15 protein-coding genes and 1 tRNA gene are annotated in these 14,519 nt (G+C 71.8%); 12 read left to right on the top strand and 4 right to left on the bottom strand.

Annotation, left to right across the window (positions count from 1 at the left end):
• Nucleotides 1-127 precede the first annotated feature (127 nt).
• Nucleotides 128-1,069 carry a DsbA family protein gene (locus DEI97_RS15140; protein ID WP_111073800.1) on the top strand — a complete coding sequence of 314 codons (942 nt, stop codon included), beginning with the start codon at nucleotides 128-130 and terminating at the stop codon, nucleotides 1,067-1,069.
• Nucleotides 1,070-1,082: 13 nt separating this feature from the next.
• Here DEI97_RS15140 and ypfJ read toward each other — a convergent pair whose 3' ends face one another.
• Nucleotides 1,083-1,976 carry a KPN_02809 family neutral zinc metallopeptidase gene (gene ypfJ / locus DEI97_RS15135; RefSeq protein ID WP_111073799.1) on the bottom strand — a complete coding sequence of 298 codons (894 nt, stop codon included), beginning with the start codon at nucleotides 1,974-1,976 and terminating at the stop codon, nucleotides 1,083-1,085.
• Between the two features lie 141 nt (nucleotides 1,977-2,117).
• Between ypfJ and DEI97_RS15130 the strand changes: the two genes are divergently transcribed.
• On the top strand, nucleotides 2,118-3,059 hold the full coding sequence (locus DEI97_RS15130) for a 2-deoxy-5-keto-D-gluconate 6-phosphate aldolase domain-containing protein (protein ID WP_111073798.1): 942 nt from the start codon (nucleotides 2,118-2,120) through the stop codon (nucleotides 3,057-3,059).
• Nucleotides 3,060-3,139: 80 nt separating this feature from the next.
• On the opposite strand, the gene DEI97_RS15125 is transcribed toward DEI97_RS15130, so the two are convergent.
• Nucleotides 3,140-3,904 carry an NAD(P)H-hydrate epimerase gene (locus tag DEI97_RS15125; protein WP_111073797.1) on the bottom strand — a complete coding sequence of 255 codons (765 nt, stop codon included), beginning with the start codon at nucleotides 3,902-3,904 and terminating at the stop codon, nucleotides 3,140-3,142.
• 35 nt (nucleotides 3,905-3,939) lie between these two features.
• On the opposite strand from DEI97_RS15125, the gene DEI97_RS15120 reads away from it, so the two are divergent.
• The 3 genes from DEI97_RS15120 to DEI97_RS15110 all read left to right on the top strand — a co-directional run bounded on the left by DEI97_RS15120 (nucleotide 3,940) and on the right by DEI97_RS15110 (nucleotide 7,620).
• Nucleotides 3,940-4,737 (top strand): alpha/beta fold hydrolase, encoded by a 798-nt coding sequence (locus DEI97_RS15120; RefSeq protein WP_111073796.1) that lies wholly within the window; start codon nucleotides 3,940-3,942, stop codon nucleotides 4,735-4,737.
• Between the two features lie 54 nt (nucleotides 4,738-4,791).
• Nucleotides 4,792-5,823 (top strand): aldo/keto reductase, encoded by a 1,032-nt coding sequence (locus DEI97_RS15115; RefSeq protein WP_111073795.1) that lies wholly within the window; start codon nucleotides 4,792-4,794, stop codon nucleotides 5,821-5,823.
• A 432-nt stretch (nucleotides 5,824-6,255) separates the two neighbouring features.
• A complete protein-coding gene (locus tag DEI97_RS15110; protein WP_111073794.1) occupies nucleotides 6,256-7,620 on the top strand; it encodes a hypothetical protein in 1,365 nt (454 codons plus the stop codon).
• A 49-nt stretch (nucleotides 7,621-7,669) separates the two neighbouring features.
• Here the strand turns inward: DEI97_RS15110 and DEI97_RS15105 are convergent.
• Nucleotides 7,670-7,742, bottom strand: a tRNA-Thr gene (locus DEI97_RS15105).
• Between the two features lie 93 nt (nucleotides 7,743-7,835).
• Nucleotides 7,836-8,237, bottom strand: coding sequence for a peptide-methionine (R)-S-oxide reductase MsrB (msrB, locus tag DEI97_RS15100; RefSeq protein WP_111073793.1), 402 nt, complete (start codon nucleotides 8,235-8,237; stop codon nucleotides 7,836-7,838).
• A 73-nt stretch (nucleotides 8,238-8,310) separates the two neighbouring features.
• On the opposite strand from msrB, the gene DEI97_RS15095 reads away from it, so the two are divergent.
• The 7 genes from DEI97_RS15095 to DEI97_RS15065 all read left to right on the top strand — a co-directional run bounded on the left by DEI97_RS15095 (nucleotide 8,311) and on the right by DEI97_RS15065 (nucleotide 14,478).
• A complete protein-coding gene (locus DEI97_RS15095) occupies nucleotides 8,311-8,802 on the top strand; it encodes a GNAT family N-acetyltransferase (protein ID WP_111073792.1) in 492 nt (163 codons plus the stop codon).
• The gene (locus tag DEI97_RS15090; protein WP_111073791.1) at nucleotides 8,802-9,818 is read left to right on the top strand and encodes a DUF2332 family protein; all 1,017 of its coding nucleotides are present in this window, start codon (nucleotides 8,802-8,804) and stop codon (nucleotides 9,816-9,818) included. The genes DEI97_RS15095 and DEI97_RS15090 overlap by 1 nt, the downstream gene beginning before the upstream one ends.
• 96 nt (nucleotides 9,819-9,914) lie before the next feature.
• On the top strand, nucleotides 9,915-10,214 hold the full coding sequence (locus DEI97_RS15085; protein WP_253464859.1) for a DUF3263 domain-containing protein: 300 nt from the start codon (nucleotides 9,915-9,917) through the stop codon (nucleotides 10,212-10,214).
• Complete coding sequence (locus DEI97_RS15080; RefSeq protein WP_111073789.1) at nucleotides 10,211-10,807, top strand: LytR C-terminal domain-containing protein; 597 nt, start codon at nucleotides 10,211-10,213, stop codon at nucleotides 10,805-10,807. The genes DEI97_RS15085 and DEI97_RS15080 overlap by 4 nt, the downstream gene beginning before the upstream one ends.
• Before the next feature lie 250 nt (nucleotides 10,808-11,057).
• Nucleotides 11,058-11,261 carry a cold-shock protein gene (locus DEI97_RS15075; protein WP_022903461.1) on the top strand — a complete coding sequence of 68 codons (204 nt, stop codon included), beginning with the start codon at nucleotides 11,058-11,060 and terminating at the stop codon, nucleotides 11,259-11,261.
• A 233-nt stretch (nucleotides 11,262-11,494) separates the two neighbouring features.
• The gene (gene groL, locus DEI97_RS15070; RefSeq protein WP_111073788.1) at nucleotides 11,495-13,117 is read left to right on the top strand and encodes a chaperonin GroEL; all 1,623 of its coding nucleotides are present in this window, start codon (nucleotides 11,495-11,497) and stop codon (nucleotides 13,115-13,117) included.
• Nucleotides 13,118-13,572: 455 nt separating this feature from the next.
• Nucleotides 13,573-14,478, top strand: a complete 906-nt coding sequence (locus tag DEI97_RS15065) for an endonuclease domain-containing protein (RefSeq protein WP_284158281.1) — start codon at nucleotides 13,573-13,575, stop codon at nucleotides 14,476-14,478.
• The last annotated feature ends 41 nt before the right edge of the window (nucleotides 14,479-14,519 follow it).

The raw sequence follows: 14,519 nt of genomic DNA, 5'->3' as shown, positions 1-14,519 counted from the left end.
CAGCTGCCGGTCCCCGGGGCGTTCCCTGCTGGTTGGCTGGTTCCCATCGGCCGCCACTACAATCGGCGGGTCCGTCCGCCGACCGGGGGGAGGCCGAGCGGACACCGACCAGGAGGACAGCCGCACGATGACCAACCGCCCTGAAGGTGACGCCCGCGCCCAGCGGAACGCGCGTCGCGCCGCCGCCCGCGAGCGAGCCCAGCGCACCCGTGCCCAGCAGAAGCGTCGCCAGCGTGGTGCCCGGCTCGGACTGCAGATCGGACTCGGCGTGGTGCTCGTCGCCGCCGCCACGATCGTCACGCTCGTGCTCGTGAACTCCTCGCGTCCCGCCGGACCCGGCCCCGACACCATGGCCGACGGTGGCATCACGATCAGCACCGGTCTGAAGGCCGTGGACCCGGCAGCCGCCTCGACTGCTCCGTCCCCGAGTGCGACCGACTCGGCCGACCCGGTGCGGATCACCCTGTACGTCGACTACCTCTGCCCGATCTGCGGCGCGTTCGAGTCCACGAACAGCGAGTACATCGAGGGCCTGGTCGACTCCGGTGCCGCGACGATCGACATCCACCCCGTCGCGATCCTGTCGAACCGCTCGCAGGGCACGAAGTACTCGCTCCGTGCGGCGAACGCAGCAGCCTGCGTGGCGCAGGAGTCGCCGGACTCGTTCTTCGCCGTGAACAAGGCCCTGTTCGCCAAGCAGCCGGAAGAGGGCACGCCGGGCCTGACGGACGAGCAGCTCGGCTCGCTGATCACGAGCATCCCGGGTGTGCGGCACGGCTCGACCATCGAGTCCTGCATCGACGACCAGCGCTACGGCAAGTGGGTCGACGAGCGCACCACCGCGGTGAGCGGCGGCGACATCCCGGGTTCCGACCTGACGACGTTCCCGGGCACCCCGCTGGTGCTGGTCAACGGCCAGCAGTACCAGTACACGACCGCGTCGACGAACGACGAGTTCCGCACATTCGTGGTCTCGGCCGCCGACAGCACCGACTCCACGCCGACGCCCACCCCGACGCCGAGCAGCTCGTCGTCGGGGACCCCGTCGCCGTCGGCCACGGCCAACTGACCGGGCGTCGCCCCTAGAGCGACGAGCCCGGGACGCTGAGGGTGTCGCAGCTCGTCGCCCCGCGTTCGTAGCCCCGCTCGAACCACCGCTGCCGCTGCTCGCTGGACCCGTGCGTGAACGAGTCCGGGTCGACCTGACCGGTCGCCTTCTCCTGGATGCTGTCGTCACCCACGGCGCTCGCCGCGGACAGGGCGTCGGCGATCTGGGCGCGGGTGACCGGCTCGAAGAACGTCGAGCCGTCGGCGGCCTTCGTCGTCGCCGCGTCCCCGACCCAGGCGCCGGCGTAGCAGTCTGCCTGCAGCTCCACGCGGACGCTGCCGGACGAGGCGCCGGTGCCGCTGCGGTCGGTGTCGGCGAAGGTGCCCTGCAGCTGCTGCACGTGGTGGCCCCACTCATGCGCGACGACGTACATCTGCGCGAGCGGCCCGCCTGAGGACCCGTAGGTCGACTTCAGGTCGTCGTAGAACGCGGTGTCGAGGAAGATCGCACGGTCCGGCGGGCAGTAGAACGGCCCGGTCGCCGCCGATGCAGTGCCGCACCCGGTGTCGGTCGAGCCGTCGAACAGGAAGAAGTCGGGCGTCGAGTACGTCGTGCCGAGCTCCTGCGACTCGGCGCTCCAGTACGCGTCGAGCGACTCGGCAGCGCCCTCCATCCGGCATTCGACGTCGGCGTTGGCGTCCCGGCCGGTCTGGCACTCGGCGATCGGTGTGGCTTCGGCGCCGCCCTGCTGGATCGGGGTGAGGCCGCCGCCCCCGCCGACGAGCCCGCCGAGGTCGACCCCCGTGAACTGGGCGATGAGGAAGACCACGATCGCGGTGACACCGACCGCGCCGCCGCCGATGGCCGTGGTGCGCCCGCGGCGCTTGACCTTGCCGCCCTGCAGCCGGGTGTCGTCGTTGAACGTCATGGACCGAACCTACGGACGATCGACCGACCACGCCCGCAACCGGCCCGCGCCCGCAACCGGTCCGTGCCCGGATCCGGACCACGCCCGGACCCGGACCCGGACCCGGACCACCGGGGAGCCCCGACGGAGTAGACCGGGGCGATGCCGATCCTCGACGAGACCCACGCCCTGTTCCTGTTCGCGATGGACCAGCGGTCCTCGCTCCTCGAGCACACCTACGACGAGGACTCCGGCGAGCCCGCCGACGAGGCCGAGGCCGAACGCGTCCGCGCCGGCAAGCAGCTCGTCTACCGCGGGGTCCTCACCGCCCTGGCCGCCGGCGCCGCCCGCGAGCACACCGGCGTCCTGGTCGACGAGCGCTACGGCGCCGACGTCGCCCGGCTCGCCAAGGAGGCCGGACTCCAGCTCGCCATGCCGGTCGAGCGCTCCGGCCGCGAGTGGTTCGAGCTCGAGTACGGCGACGACTGGGTCGACCACGTCGACGCGTTCGACCCGGATTGGGTGAAGGTCCTGGTGCGGGACAACCCCGCCTTCGACGCCGACCACCGCGAGCAGCAGGCAGCGGCGCTCGCCGGCGTCTCGGCGACCCTGCACGACGCCGGACGCCCGTTCCTCGTCGAGCTGCTCGTGCCGGGCACCGACGAGCAGCAGTCGGCCGTCGACGACTACGACCGTGACCTCCGGCCCGACCTGGTCGTCCAGGTGCTCGAGTTCCTGCAGGACCACGGCGTCGAGGTGGACGTCTGGAAGCTCGAGGGCCTGGACCGTCGCGAGGACGCCGAACGCGTCGTGGCCACCGCGCGACGCGGCGGACGGGACACCGTGCAGTGCATCGTCCTGGGACGGGACGCGCCCGAGGAACAGCTCGACGCCTGGCTGCGCACCGCGGCACCGGTCGACGGCTTCGTCGGGTTCGCGATCGGCCGCAGCAACTGGGAGGAACCGCTCGAGGACGTCGTCCGCGAGCACCTGGACACCGAGGCGGCCGAACAGCTCATCGCCGCCAACTACCGGCACTTCGTCGACACCTGGCTGGAGGCCCGTGGTGACGTCGAGCACGGGGTCGACGCCGGCGCGGTCTGACCCCGACCGACCGTCCGGCGGCCCGGTCGCCGGTCGCCCGGTCGCCCGGCTGACGGTCCGGCGCGAGCGATCCGCGCGGGTCAGGTGCGGACCAGCGGCTCCACCGCCGCCAGGTCCGCACCGATCCCGACGTCGACGAGTTCGATCCGTCCGGCGAGCGTCGCCGCGGGTCCCCGGAGCAGCCCGGCCTTCACCCCGCCGAACGTCACCGTGACGTCGGCGTGCAGCACGTGGTCGTCCGCGATGCCACCGGTGTCCACGTCGATGCCGCTCGGCACGTCCACCGCGACCACGAACGGCGCACGCTGTTCCCGGGCCAGCTCGCGGAGGCCGGCCACGACCTCCCGCGCCGGTGACCGCAGCGGTCCGCCGCCACCGATGCCGAGGATCCCGTCGAGCACCAGGTCCGCCTCGAGGGCGGCCTCCCGGCCGACCTGCGCCAGCCGCTCGCCGACCGGCGGGGTCGCCGCGTGCAGGATGTCCGCCGCACCCGACGCGGAACCGCTCGCACCGTCCGCCACCGGGTCGTCCAGGAGGCGCGCCCCGGCATCCCGGGCCGCTGCCAGGCCCGCCTCGTGGACACGTGAGCCGACGCGCAGGACCGTGACGTGCCTCCCGGCCGACGCCAGCCGCGCCCCCGCGAACAGGGCATCCCCGCCGTTGTCGCCGCTGCCGGCGAGGACCAACACCGAACCCGGGCCGTCCCCGGGTCGGACCGCCGGGTCGTCCAACAGGTCGCCGACGATCGCGGCCAACCCGTCGGCGGCCCGCTGCATGAGGGGCTCGCCCGCCGCGAGGTGCCCTCGTTCTGCCGCTCGGATCTGATCGCTGCCGTACCCGTCCATGCGAGCCACTGTGCCCCCGCTACCCTGGGCAGGCCATGTCTCTCGTCCCCGAAGCGCCCCGCCCCCGGGTGGTCATGTCCCCGGACGGCCTCCCGCTCGCCACCTACGACTTCGGAGACCCGGACGCCCCCGCGGTCGTCGCCGTGCACGGGTTCGCCTCCGGAGCGCTCCTCAACTGGCACGCTGCCGGGTGGACCCGCGACCTCGTCCGCGCCGGACGCCGGGTCATCGCGTTCGACCAGCGCGGCCACGGGGCCAGCGGCAAACCGCACGAGCCGCACAGCTACTCGATGGACCTGCTCGTCGACGACGTCACCGCGGTCATCGACACCTACCTGCTCGACGACGTCGCGTTCCTCGGGTACTCGCTCGGCGCCCGCGTCGGCTGGCACGCAGCCGAACGGATGAGCGACCGGATCTCGCGTGCGGTCCTGGGCGGCATCCCCGACGCCGACCCGATGCGGCGCGTCCGCGTCGACCAGGCGCGGGCGTTCATCACCGACGGCACCCCGGTCGAGGACCGCGTCACCAACGGGTACCTGACGATGGCCGCCGGGGTGGAGGGCAACGACCTCCGCGCGCTCGTCGCCATGGTCGAGGGGATGCGGGACAGCATCGAACCGACGCCCGAGAACGCGCCGACGCAGCCGCTGCTGCTCGCCGCGGGCAGCGAGGACGGCATCAAGGACAGCGCGCTGCGCCTCGCCGAGACGGCACCGCACGCGACGTTCGTCGAGATCCCGGGGCGGAACCACTTCAATGCCCCGACGTCGCGGCACTTCCGGGAGGCGGCGATCGCGTTCCTGGGGGAGGTCCTGTCCGGCGACCGCTGACGGGTACTCGTGGGCCCTCCCGCCGCGGAGGACGCGCGGCGTAGCGTCCGCGCCATGGAACACAGACTCCTCGGCAACAGCGGGACAGTGGTGTCGTCGCTGACCCTCGGCACCATGACGTTCGGCAGCGAAGCCGACGAACCCACCTCCCACGCCATCATCGACGCCTTCGTGGCCGGCGGCGGCACCTTCATCGACACGGCCGACGTGTACTCGGGCAACGAGTCCGAGCGGATCATCGGCCGTTGGCTGCAGGCCCACCCGACCGAAGCCGAGCAGGTCGTCCTCGCCACCAAGGGCCGCTTCCCGCAGGGCGACGGTCCCAACGACCTCGGACTGTCGCGCCGGCACCTCCGTGTCGCCCTCGACGCCTCGCTCGAGCGGCTCGGCGTCGAGCACATCGACCTCTACCAGATGCACGCGTGGGACGCCCTGACCCCGATCGAGGAGACCCTGCGCTTCCTCGACGACGCCGTCTCGGCCGGCAAGATCGGCTCGTACGGGTTCTCGAACTACCTCGGCTACCAGGTCACGAAGGCCGTCTACGAGGCGAAGGCGCACGGCTGGGCACCGGCCGTCACCCTGCAGCCGCAGTACAACCTGCTGGTCCGCGACATCGAGCACGAGGTCGTGCCCGCCTGCCTGGACGCCGGCATCGGCCTGCTGCCGTGGTCGCCGCTCGCCGGTGGCTGGCTGTCCGGCAAGTACCAGCGCGACGAGGCCCCGACCGGCTCGACCCGTCTGGGGGAGGACCCGAAGCGCGGCATGGAGGCGTGGGAGGCCCGCAACGCCGACGAGCGCACCTGGCAGGTGCTCGATGCGGTCTCGACCGTCGCCGAGGCGCACGGGGCCTCGCGCTCCCAGGTGTCCCTCGCCTGGCTGCTCGCCCGGCCGGCCGTGACGAGCGTCATCCTCGGCGCCCGGACCGTCGAACAGCTGCAGGACAACCTCGGCGCCGCGGACCTGGTGCTCGAGGACGCCGAACTCACCGCGCTCACGGACGCCAGCGCACCCCGGGTGGACGACTACCCCTACGGCACGGCCGGGGTCGCGCAGCGCGTGCGGAAGATCAGCGGCGGACGCTGATCCCGCGCCGGTGCGAGGCCGTCCCCGCGCCGTCGCGGGCGCGGCAGGCCCCGGGTCCGTCGCGGGCCCGGCTGGCCCTGCGTCCGGTGCGGCCCGCCGGATGATGCGGGAAACCGCTGATGTCGTCCGGCGGCGTGGACCCGGTGGTCCTGCGGGTGTCAGGATCGACACACGGCCGGCTGGTTACCGCGCCGAGCGCCCGGAACACCCCTGATCCGTGTTCCACCCGCGCCGGAGCCCCGAGCGACCTGGTCGCTCGGGGCTCTGCTCATGCAGACGCTCTTGCCGTGTCGGCGTTCTTCCCACGTCGGAACTCCTCCCGTGTCGGAGCTCTTCCCGTGTCCAAACGCCGGCGCGTCGGACCGTCGTCGGGAGTCCGCTCCGGGGCCGCAGGTCGTACCCTCGACCAGTGGTCCGACGAGCATGCAACCGATGACGCGCTCCCCGCTGGCGACGTCGGGGTCCCGGGCGACGACGGGGTCTGTCGCCACGCCGATGAGTCGCCTCCGGACCGCACTCCTCGCCGCGCTCGTGCTGGTGCTCGCCACCGCGGTCGCCTGGTCCCGCCTGGACCCCGAGCAACGCGCCACGCTGTGGGCCGAGGACGGCCGGGACTTCGTCTCCGAGTACTTCGTCGACGGACTCGGGGCCACGCTCTTCCGGCCCTTCGGCGGGTACCTGCAACTCGTCCCGCGACTCATCGCAGCAGTGAGCGGCACCATCGCCGGGCCGGAGCACCTCGCACAGACCGTCACCCTCCTCGCCTGCGCCGGCGTCGGCGCGGTGAGCGCACTGCTCTACCTGTACAGCCGGACCGTGCTGCGCACCCCGGTGGCACCGTTCCTGCTCGCCGCCGTGCCCCCGCTGATCCCGACCGCGCCACGTGAGGCGCTCGGGACGATGAACAACCTGCACTCGTTCCTGCTGCTGCTGGTCCCCGTGGTGCTGCTCGCCGTCCCCAGGTCGTGGTGGACGTCGGCCGGCACCGCCGTGCTCGTCGTCGCCGTCGTGCTCAGCGACACCCAGGCCCTGCTGTTCGCCCCGCTGCTCCTGGCCGGAATCCGGGACCGCCGGAAGTGGCCCGTGGTGGCCGCGTTCCTGGCCGCCGGAGCCGCGCAGGTCGCCACCGTCGTCGCGTTCCCCCGACCAGCCATCAGCTACGGCACCTCGGGCCCGGTGACGATCGCGGACGTCGTCGTCGGCTTCGTGTCCGTTCCGCTCACCACGGTGTGGACGACCCGGCTCGATGCGGTGTCCACGATGATCGCCGACGCCGGGACGGCACCGGTCGTCGCCCTGACCGTGGTGTGCGTCGCCGTGGCCGTCGCCGCGATCGTGGCCGGGCAGGCCGGGCACCGCTGGCTCGTGTCCGCGACCGTCCTCGGTGCCGCCGCGCTCTGGGCAGCCGCACTGCTCGTCACCCCTGCCGACGGGTTCCTCTTCACGCAGGGCCTCGCGGACCACGTCGCGCACTTCGGCCCGATCCGGTACGCCACCGTCAGCTCGGGCTTCCTGCTCCTCGCACTCGTGGTCACCGCGGACGCGATCTGGGGGCGGCACCGGCTCCGTCGCGCCGTCGCGATCGCTCTCGCCGTCGCCGTGGCACTGACGCTCGTGGTGCACCACCACGACACCGGCCACGCGGGGCGGTCCGACGGGCCGACCATCACCTCGCAGGTCCCCGCTGCCCGCGAGGCGTGCGCGAGCGGGAACCGCAGGACCGTGGGACTGCGGCAGGCGCCGGACCGGTCACCGTGGGTCGTGACGCTGCCGTGCGAGTACCTCGAGCGGCGCTGAACTCAGCGGGGGCCACACCAGACGCCACCAGGGGCGCTTGCGTTCGTAGGGCCGGCAGCGGGACTTGAACCCGCAACCCCCGTATTACAAGTACGGTGCGCTACCAATTGCGCCATGCCGGCTGACCCGCCCATCGTACCGGCAGGCCGGGGTGTGGCACACGACGACGGCGCCCGGACCGGAGTCCGAGCGCCGTCAGCGGTCCTGCTCCGCGCCTACTTCTCGGCCGAGAAGTTGAGCGAGACCGAGTTCATGCAGTAGCGGTCGCCCGTGGGGGTCCCGAAGCCGTCCGGGAACACGTGGCCGAGGTGGCCGCCGCAGTTCGCACACCGGACCTCGGTGCGGGCCATGCCGAGGGACTTGTCCTCGATCAGCTGCACCGCCGCCGGGTCGACCGACTCGTAGAACGACGGCCAACCGCAGCCGGAGTCGAACTTCGTGCCGCTCTTGAACAGCTCCGCACCACACGCCGCACACGTGTAGACGCCGGCGCGCTCCTCGTCGAGGAGTTCACCGGTCCACGGGCGCTCGGTGCCGGCCTGGCGGAGCACGGCGTACTGGTCCGGCGAGAGCTCCTCGCGCCACTGGGCGTCGGACTTGTCGACGTTGTATGCCATGTGCGTACCTCCTGGTTCCGACCGGAACGGGTGTCGACCGGTCATCGTGCGTCGCTGGACTAAACTCCGCGGGATGTCCGGTCATTCCGTCCACCGTGCCCGCTGGGAACACCTGACGACCGACGAACTGTACGACATCGTCCGGCTGCGGAACCGGGTGTTCGCCCTCGAACAGCGCGTCACGGCCGAGGACTTCGACGGCCGCGACCGCGACCCGGACACCGAGCACTGGTGGACCGAGCAGCGGCTGACCGGTGACACCGAGACCGTGGTCACCGGGTACCTCCGCCTGGTCCGGCCGGCCGCCGCCGAACCGCACCCCGCCGACAGCGCCGCACCGACCCGGGTGATCGGCCGGGTCGCCACCCACCCGGACCACCGCGGACAGGGCGTCGCCGGCCGGCTCGTCGCCGCCGTCCTCGCCGAACACGGACACGAGGCGTTCGTCCTGCACGCCCAGCAGTACGTCGCCGCGCTCTACGAACGCCACGGCTTCGTCCGCTTCGGCGCACCCTACGACGAGGCCGGCATCACCCACGTCGGCATGTACCGCCCGGCCTCCTGATGGACACCCGGCAGCGCTACCGCACCTACGCAGACCGGATCGCGCCCGTCTCACCCGCGTACGGAGCCTGGGCTCGCTCCCTCGACGACGACCTGGTCGCGCTCCTCGAGGAGGTCCCCGCCACCCAGCGACAGCCGGAGCTCCTCTTCGCGGTCGCCCGACGCCTCGGCGCCGACCCGACGGACGCCGGGTCGCTCCGTGCCCTCGGACGGGAGGCCCGCCCCGCCCTGGTCGCAGCCCTCACCACCGCCACGGTGCAGGCCAACGACCCGCGCCGGCTCGCCCCCGTCGTGCCGGTGTTCGCCGCGCTCGCCGCAGCCACCGGCCGACCGCTCGGCCTGCTCGACGTCGGCGCCGCAGCCGGGCTCTGCTCGATCCCGGACCGGGTGACGCTCGACCACCGGCAGCGCGACCGTCCGGACGGAGCACCGAGTCCGCTCGTCCGGGTGCACACCGCGGTGCCAGGTCCCGCCGTGCACCTGGTCGCCGACGTCACCGGGACGCCTCCAGGACCGGCAGCGCGGCCGATCCGGATCGGGGCGCGGGTGGCGCTCGACCCGAACCCGATCGACCCCGCGGCGCCGGGAGCACTCGAGCGACTCGTCGAGGCCGTCCCGCCCGAGGCGAAGGACCGGACCGCCCTGATGGCGGAGGCGTTGCGGGCGACGCTGGTGGAGCCTCCCGTCCGGATCCGTGGCCGCGTGCCGGAGGACCTGGACCGCGCCCTCGACGCCCTGCCGGACGGCTGCGAGCCGGTCGTCATGACCACCGGGACCCTCGTGTACGTGCCGGGTGCCGGGCGACAGCAGCTCGTCGACCGCCTGCGTGCGCGGGGCGTGCGCTGGGTGGCGCTCGAGCGGACCGGGATCCTCGCCGGGGTCGCGGCGACGCTGCCGCCCGACGTCGACCCCGCCGATCCGGACGCGTTCGCGACGCTCTCCCTCGACGGCCGGGCGCTCGCCGTGTCCGACGCGTTCGGCACCCGGGTCCGGTGGTTCGGCCGGACGCTCGGCTGAGCGGGTTCCGCGACAGTCCAACGCCGTGCCAGGGTCGACCTGCCGAGCGCCCCTACGATGTGCGAGACCTGCAACCCGTCCGCGATCGGAACCAGTGTGACCGCCCTCCCCACCGACGAGCTCACCGAGCTCGCCAAGCACGTGCTCGCGTTCGAGCACGAGCGGGCACGGCACGACCGGACGAAGGAAGCCGAGATCCGCGTCGAGTTCGACTGGTCGCCGACGCGGTACTACCAGGTGTTGAACCGGGTGATCGACTCACCGGCGGCCCTGGCGTACGACCCGCAGCTGGTCACCCGGCTGCAGCGTCTCCGCCGGGCCCGGACGAGCGCCCGCGCTGCCCGCAGTTTCGTCGCGCCCCCGGCCGACCACGAAGGACGTGAAGAGGAACGATGACGAGATTCCCGCGAGACCGGTTCGACGACGTCACCGACGGCCCCCGGGTCGGCGCGCACCGTGGTCCCGCCCGTCGGGGTGGCGGCTGGGTCGTGTTCGCCTGGGCGGCCCTCGCCACCGGCGTCCTGGTCGGTGTCGGCGTCCTCGTGCTCGCCCTCGCCAACGGCAGCGTGCAGTTCACCGAGGGCAGTGGTGGGGCCACGTCGGCACCGTCCGCGTCGGCGACCTCGACCCCGACCAGCAGTGCCTCGGCCGGGTCGGAGCCGTCCGGTGGAGCGTCCTCGCCGGCGGCCGCGGCCGCTTCCCCGACCGACCAGGGCGCGACCACCCTCGTCGTGCTGAACGGCACCTCGACGACGGGGCTCGCGGCGAACGCGTCGACGAAGCTCACCGGCGCGGGCTGGAAGGTGACGTCCACGGGCGACGCCGGCACGACCGGTTCGACGCAGACCATCGTCTACTACCAGCAGGAGTCCCAGGCGGCGCTGGCCGAGGGCATCGCGAAGTCGCTCGGCACCTCGGCGGTGCAGCGGTCGTCGGCCTTCCCGAACGCGGACGTCTCGGTCGTCCTCGGGGCGGACTACGCCGGCTGAGATCCCCGTTCCGCGGCCCTGTGTTTCCGGCACGTTGCGGATCGTGGATCGCTGCGTGAAATACGTGTCACACCCCTTGCCGAAATCGTGACACTCGGTCAGAGTCACCAGTGGTCACCCCGTGTTCGCGACAGGTCCTCACTTCGAGGAACGGCTGCGGAAGCGGGCGAGGCGACAGCGCTCTGACCCGATGACGCCATTTGCGATGGTGTCGTCGTTCGCACCAGCAGTACCGCAGGGAGCAAGGAACATGGCCAACGGAACCGTGAAGTGGTTCAACGCCGAGAAGGGCTTCGGCTTCATCACCGTGGATGGAGGGGGCCAGGACGTGTTCGTGCACTACTCGGCCATCGACATGAGCGGCTACAAGGTCCTCGAAGAGGGCCAGGCAGTGACGTTCGACGTCGGGACTGGGTCGAAGGGCCCGCAGGCAGAGTCGGTCCGTCCGGCCTGAGTCGCCGAACCGCTCGCGAACGCGTCGTCCCCGTCGGGGGCGGCGCGTTCGTCATGTGGCGCTGCCGTGATGTGGGTGGCCGCTGCGGGCCGGGCCGACCTGTGGAAGCGGGGCGAGCCTCCAGACTGTGTTGCACTCTCGGGTGGCGAGTGCCAGAATCGGGCTTGGCACTCGGTCACACTGAGTGCCAGAACGACCCCGATGACGACGTCCGGGAGGGACGAAGAACTCACATGGCAAAGATCATTGCTTTCAACGAAGAGGCCCGACGCGGCCTCGAGCGCGGCCTCAACCAGCTGGCCGACGCCGTGAAGGTGACGCTCGGCCCGCGCGGCCGCAACGTCGTCCTCGAGAAGAAGTGGGGCGCCCCCACGATCACGAACGACGGTGTCTCCATCGCCAAGGAGATCGAGCTCGACGACCCGTACGAGAAGATCGGTGCGGAGCTCGTCAAGGAGGTCGCCAAGAAGACCGACGACGTCGCCGGTGACGGTACGACCACCGCAACGGTGCTCGCCCAGGCACTCGTCCGTGAAGGCCTGCGCAACGTCGCGGCCGGCGCCGACCCCATCTCCCTGAAGCGCGGCATCGAGAAGGCCGTCGCGGCCGTCTCCGAGCAGCTGCTCGCCGACGCCAAGGAGATCGAGACCAAGGACCAGATCGCCGCCACCGCGTCGATCTCGGCCGCTGACCCGACCATCGGCGCGCTCATCGCCGAGGCCATCGACAAGGTCGGCAAGGAAGGTGTCGTCACCGTCGAGGAGTCGAACACCTTCGGCACCGAGCTCGAGCTGACCGAGGGCATGCGCTTCGACAAGGGCTACCTGTCGCAGTACTTCGTCACCGACCCCGAGCGTCAGGAAGCCGTCTTCGAAGACGCGTACGTCCTGATCGTCAACTCGAAGATCTCGAACATCAAGGACCTCCTGCCGGTCGTCGACAAGGTGATCCAGGCGGGCAAGCAGCTCCTGATCATCGCCGAGGACGTCGACGGTGAGGCCCTGGCCACGCTCGTCGTGAACAAGATCCGTGGCATCTTCAAGTCCGTCGCCGTCAAGGCCCCGGGCTTCGGCGACCGTCGCAAGGCCATGCTGCAGGACATCGCGATCCTCACCGGCGGCCAGGTCATCTCGGAAGAGGTCGGCCTCAAGCTCGAGAACGCGACGCTCGACCTCCTCGGTCGTGCCCGCAAGGTCGTCATCACCAAGGACGAGACGACCATCGTCGAGGGTGCCGGCGACGCCGAGCAGATCGCCGGCCGCGTCCGTCAGATCCGCTCCGAGATCGAGGCGACCGACTCCGACTACGACCGCGAGAAGCTCCAGGAGCGCCTCGCGAAGCTCGCCGGTGGCGTGGCCGTCATCAAGGCGGGTGCCGCGACCGAGGTCGAGCTCAAGGAGCGCAAGCACCGCATCGAGGACGCCGTCCGCAACGCGAAGGCAGCCGTCGAAGAGGGCATCGTCGCCGGTGGTGGCGTCGCCCTCATCCAGGCCGGCAAGGTCGCGCTCGACGGTCTCTCGCTCGAGGGCGACGAGGCGACCGGCGCGAACATCGTCCGTGTCGCCATCGACGCGCCGCTCAAGCAGATCGCGCTCAACGCCGGTCTCGAGCCGGGTGTCGTCGCTGCTCGGGTCCGCGAGCTCGAGTCCGGTTGGGGCCTCAACGCCGCGACCGGCGAGTACGTCGACCTGATCGCCGCGGGCATCATCGACCCCGCCAAGGTCACGCGATCGGCGCTGCAGAACGCTGCTTCGATCGCCGGTCTGTTCCTCACGACCGAGGCCGTCGTCGCCGACAAGCCGGAGAAGAACCCGGCCATGCCGGCCGGCGACCCCACGGGTGGCATGGACTTCTAGTCCGGACCTGCTCGGCAAGGGCCCTCGTACGCTTCTCGTGCGGGGGCCCTTCCGCGTGCCCGGCGGCCTGCGGCCGGCGCCCTGCGGCGGCGGCCGAGGTCGCACGAACTGCCGCCCGCCGCGTCCCGAGGCGGCACTTCGTGCGACCTCGGTGGAGAGTCCGTGGCGTGTCGTGCGACTTGAGGACTGTGCCACCGGTGGGCCGGCGGGCCGGCATCTCCACCGTCCGATCGTCGAGGTCGCTCGAACTGCCGGCAGGCCGAGCGGCCTGCGGCACGTCTCGCGACCTGGATGCGCAGGCTGCGGCGCGTCTCGCGACCTCGGGAACGCTCGACCGCGCGGTTCGCGAGTGCGCGACTTGCAGGCTCCTGCACTGGAGGCTCACATCACGTCGTTCTCCACAGGGAACGGGAGCCGTCGGCTCGGTCCGCCGCCGCGTTCCCGAGACTGTCGAGATGGTGCAGCCACGACCCCTCCCGAGCCCGTTCGACGCGCAGCCCTTCCGTGTTCGCGACGCGCTGTCCTCGGGCCTCGACCCAGGACGACTTCGTCGCCGCGATCTGCAACGACCCGTCCACGGGGTCCGCGTCGGTCGCGGGTACGAGGGGACGCTGGTGGACGCGCTCTCACTCGTCCTTAGAACCGACCAGTTCTTCAGTCACACCACGGCGGCGCGCCTGTGGGGAGCACCGCTGCCCGGGCGGGAACAGGATCGGAACCACGTCTCCACGGCCGGCCGCGGATCGCTGATGCGCCGCCCGGGCGTGACCGGCCACCGGGCCCGAGCGGACGCCCCGATGACCACGGTCCGAGGAGTCCGGTGCAGCACCCCGGAACAGGCCTGGTGGGAGTGCGCTTCCGTGCTCGGGCTCCGTGATCTGGTCGCGGTCGGTGACCACCTCGTCGGGAGGAGCGCTCTGACCACCATCGACGGGCTTGCCGCATCGATCCGTCCGGGCCACCGTCACGTCCGCGTGGCACGAGCCGCCATCGAACTCGTCCGCGCCGGGTCGGAATCAGCGATGGAGACATGGTTCCGGCTCGCCTTGGTCGACGCCGGATTCCCGGAGCCCGTGCTCAACCTCGACGTCGAGGACCCTTCCGGGACGTTCCTCGGTCGTGTGGACATGGCGTGGCCCGAGTACCGGATCGCCTTCGAGTACGACGGTGACCACCATCGCGACCGCGAAGTGTTCCAGCACGATCAACGGCGCGACAACGGTTTCGTCGTCAACGGATGGCTCGTCGTGCATGCCACTGCCCTCGACGCGTCCCGTCCGGCACTGGTCTTCGAGCGACTCCGCCAGGCGTTCGCGGTACGGCGGCGGAGTCCAGCGCGAGGCTCTGCGTCAGCATCGTGAGTCGACTTCACCGCGACGCGGGGCGGTCAGGCTCGGCGAGG

Origin of the sequence: Curtobacterium sp. MCLR17_032 (assembly GCF_003234795.2) — a bacterium.
In the GTDB taxonomy this organism is placed as follows: Bacteria; Actinomycetota; Actinomycetes; order Actinomycetales; family Microbacteriaceae; genus Curtobacterium.
This window is presented reverse-complemented; position numbering and strand designations above follow the sequence as displayed.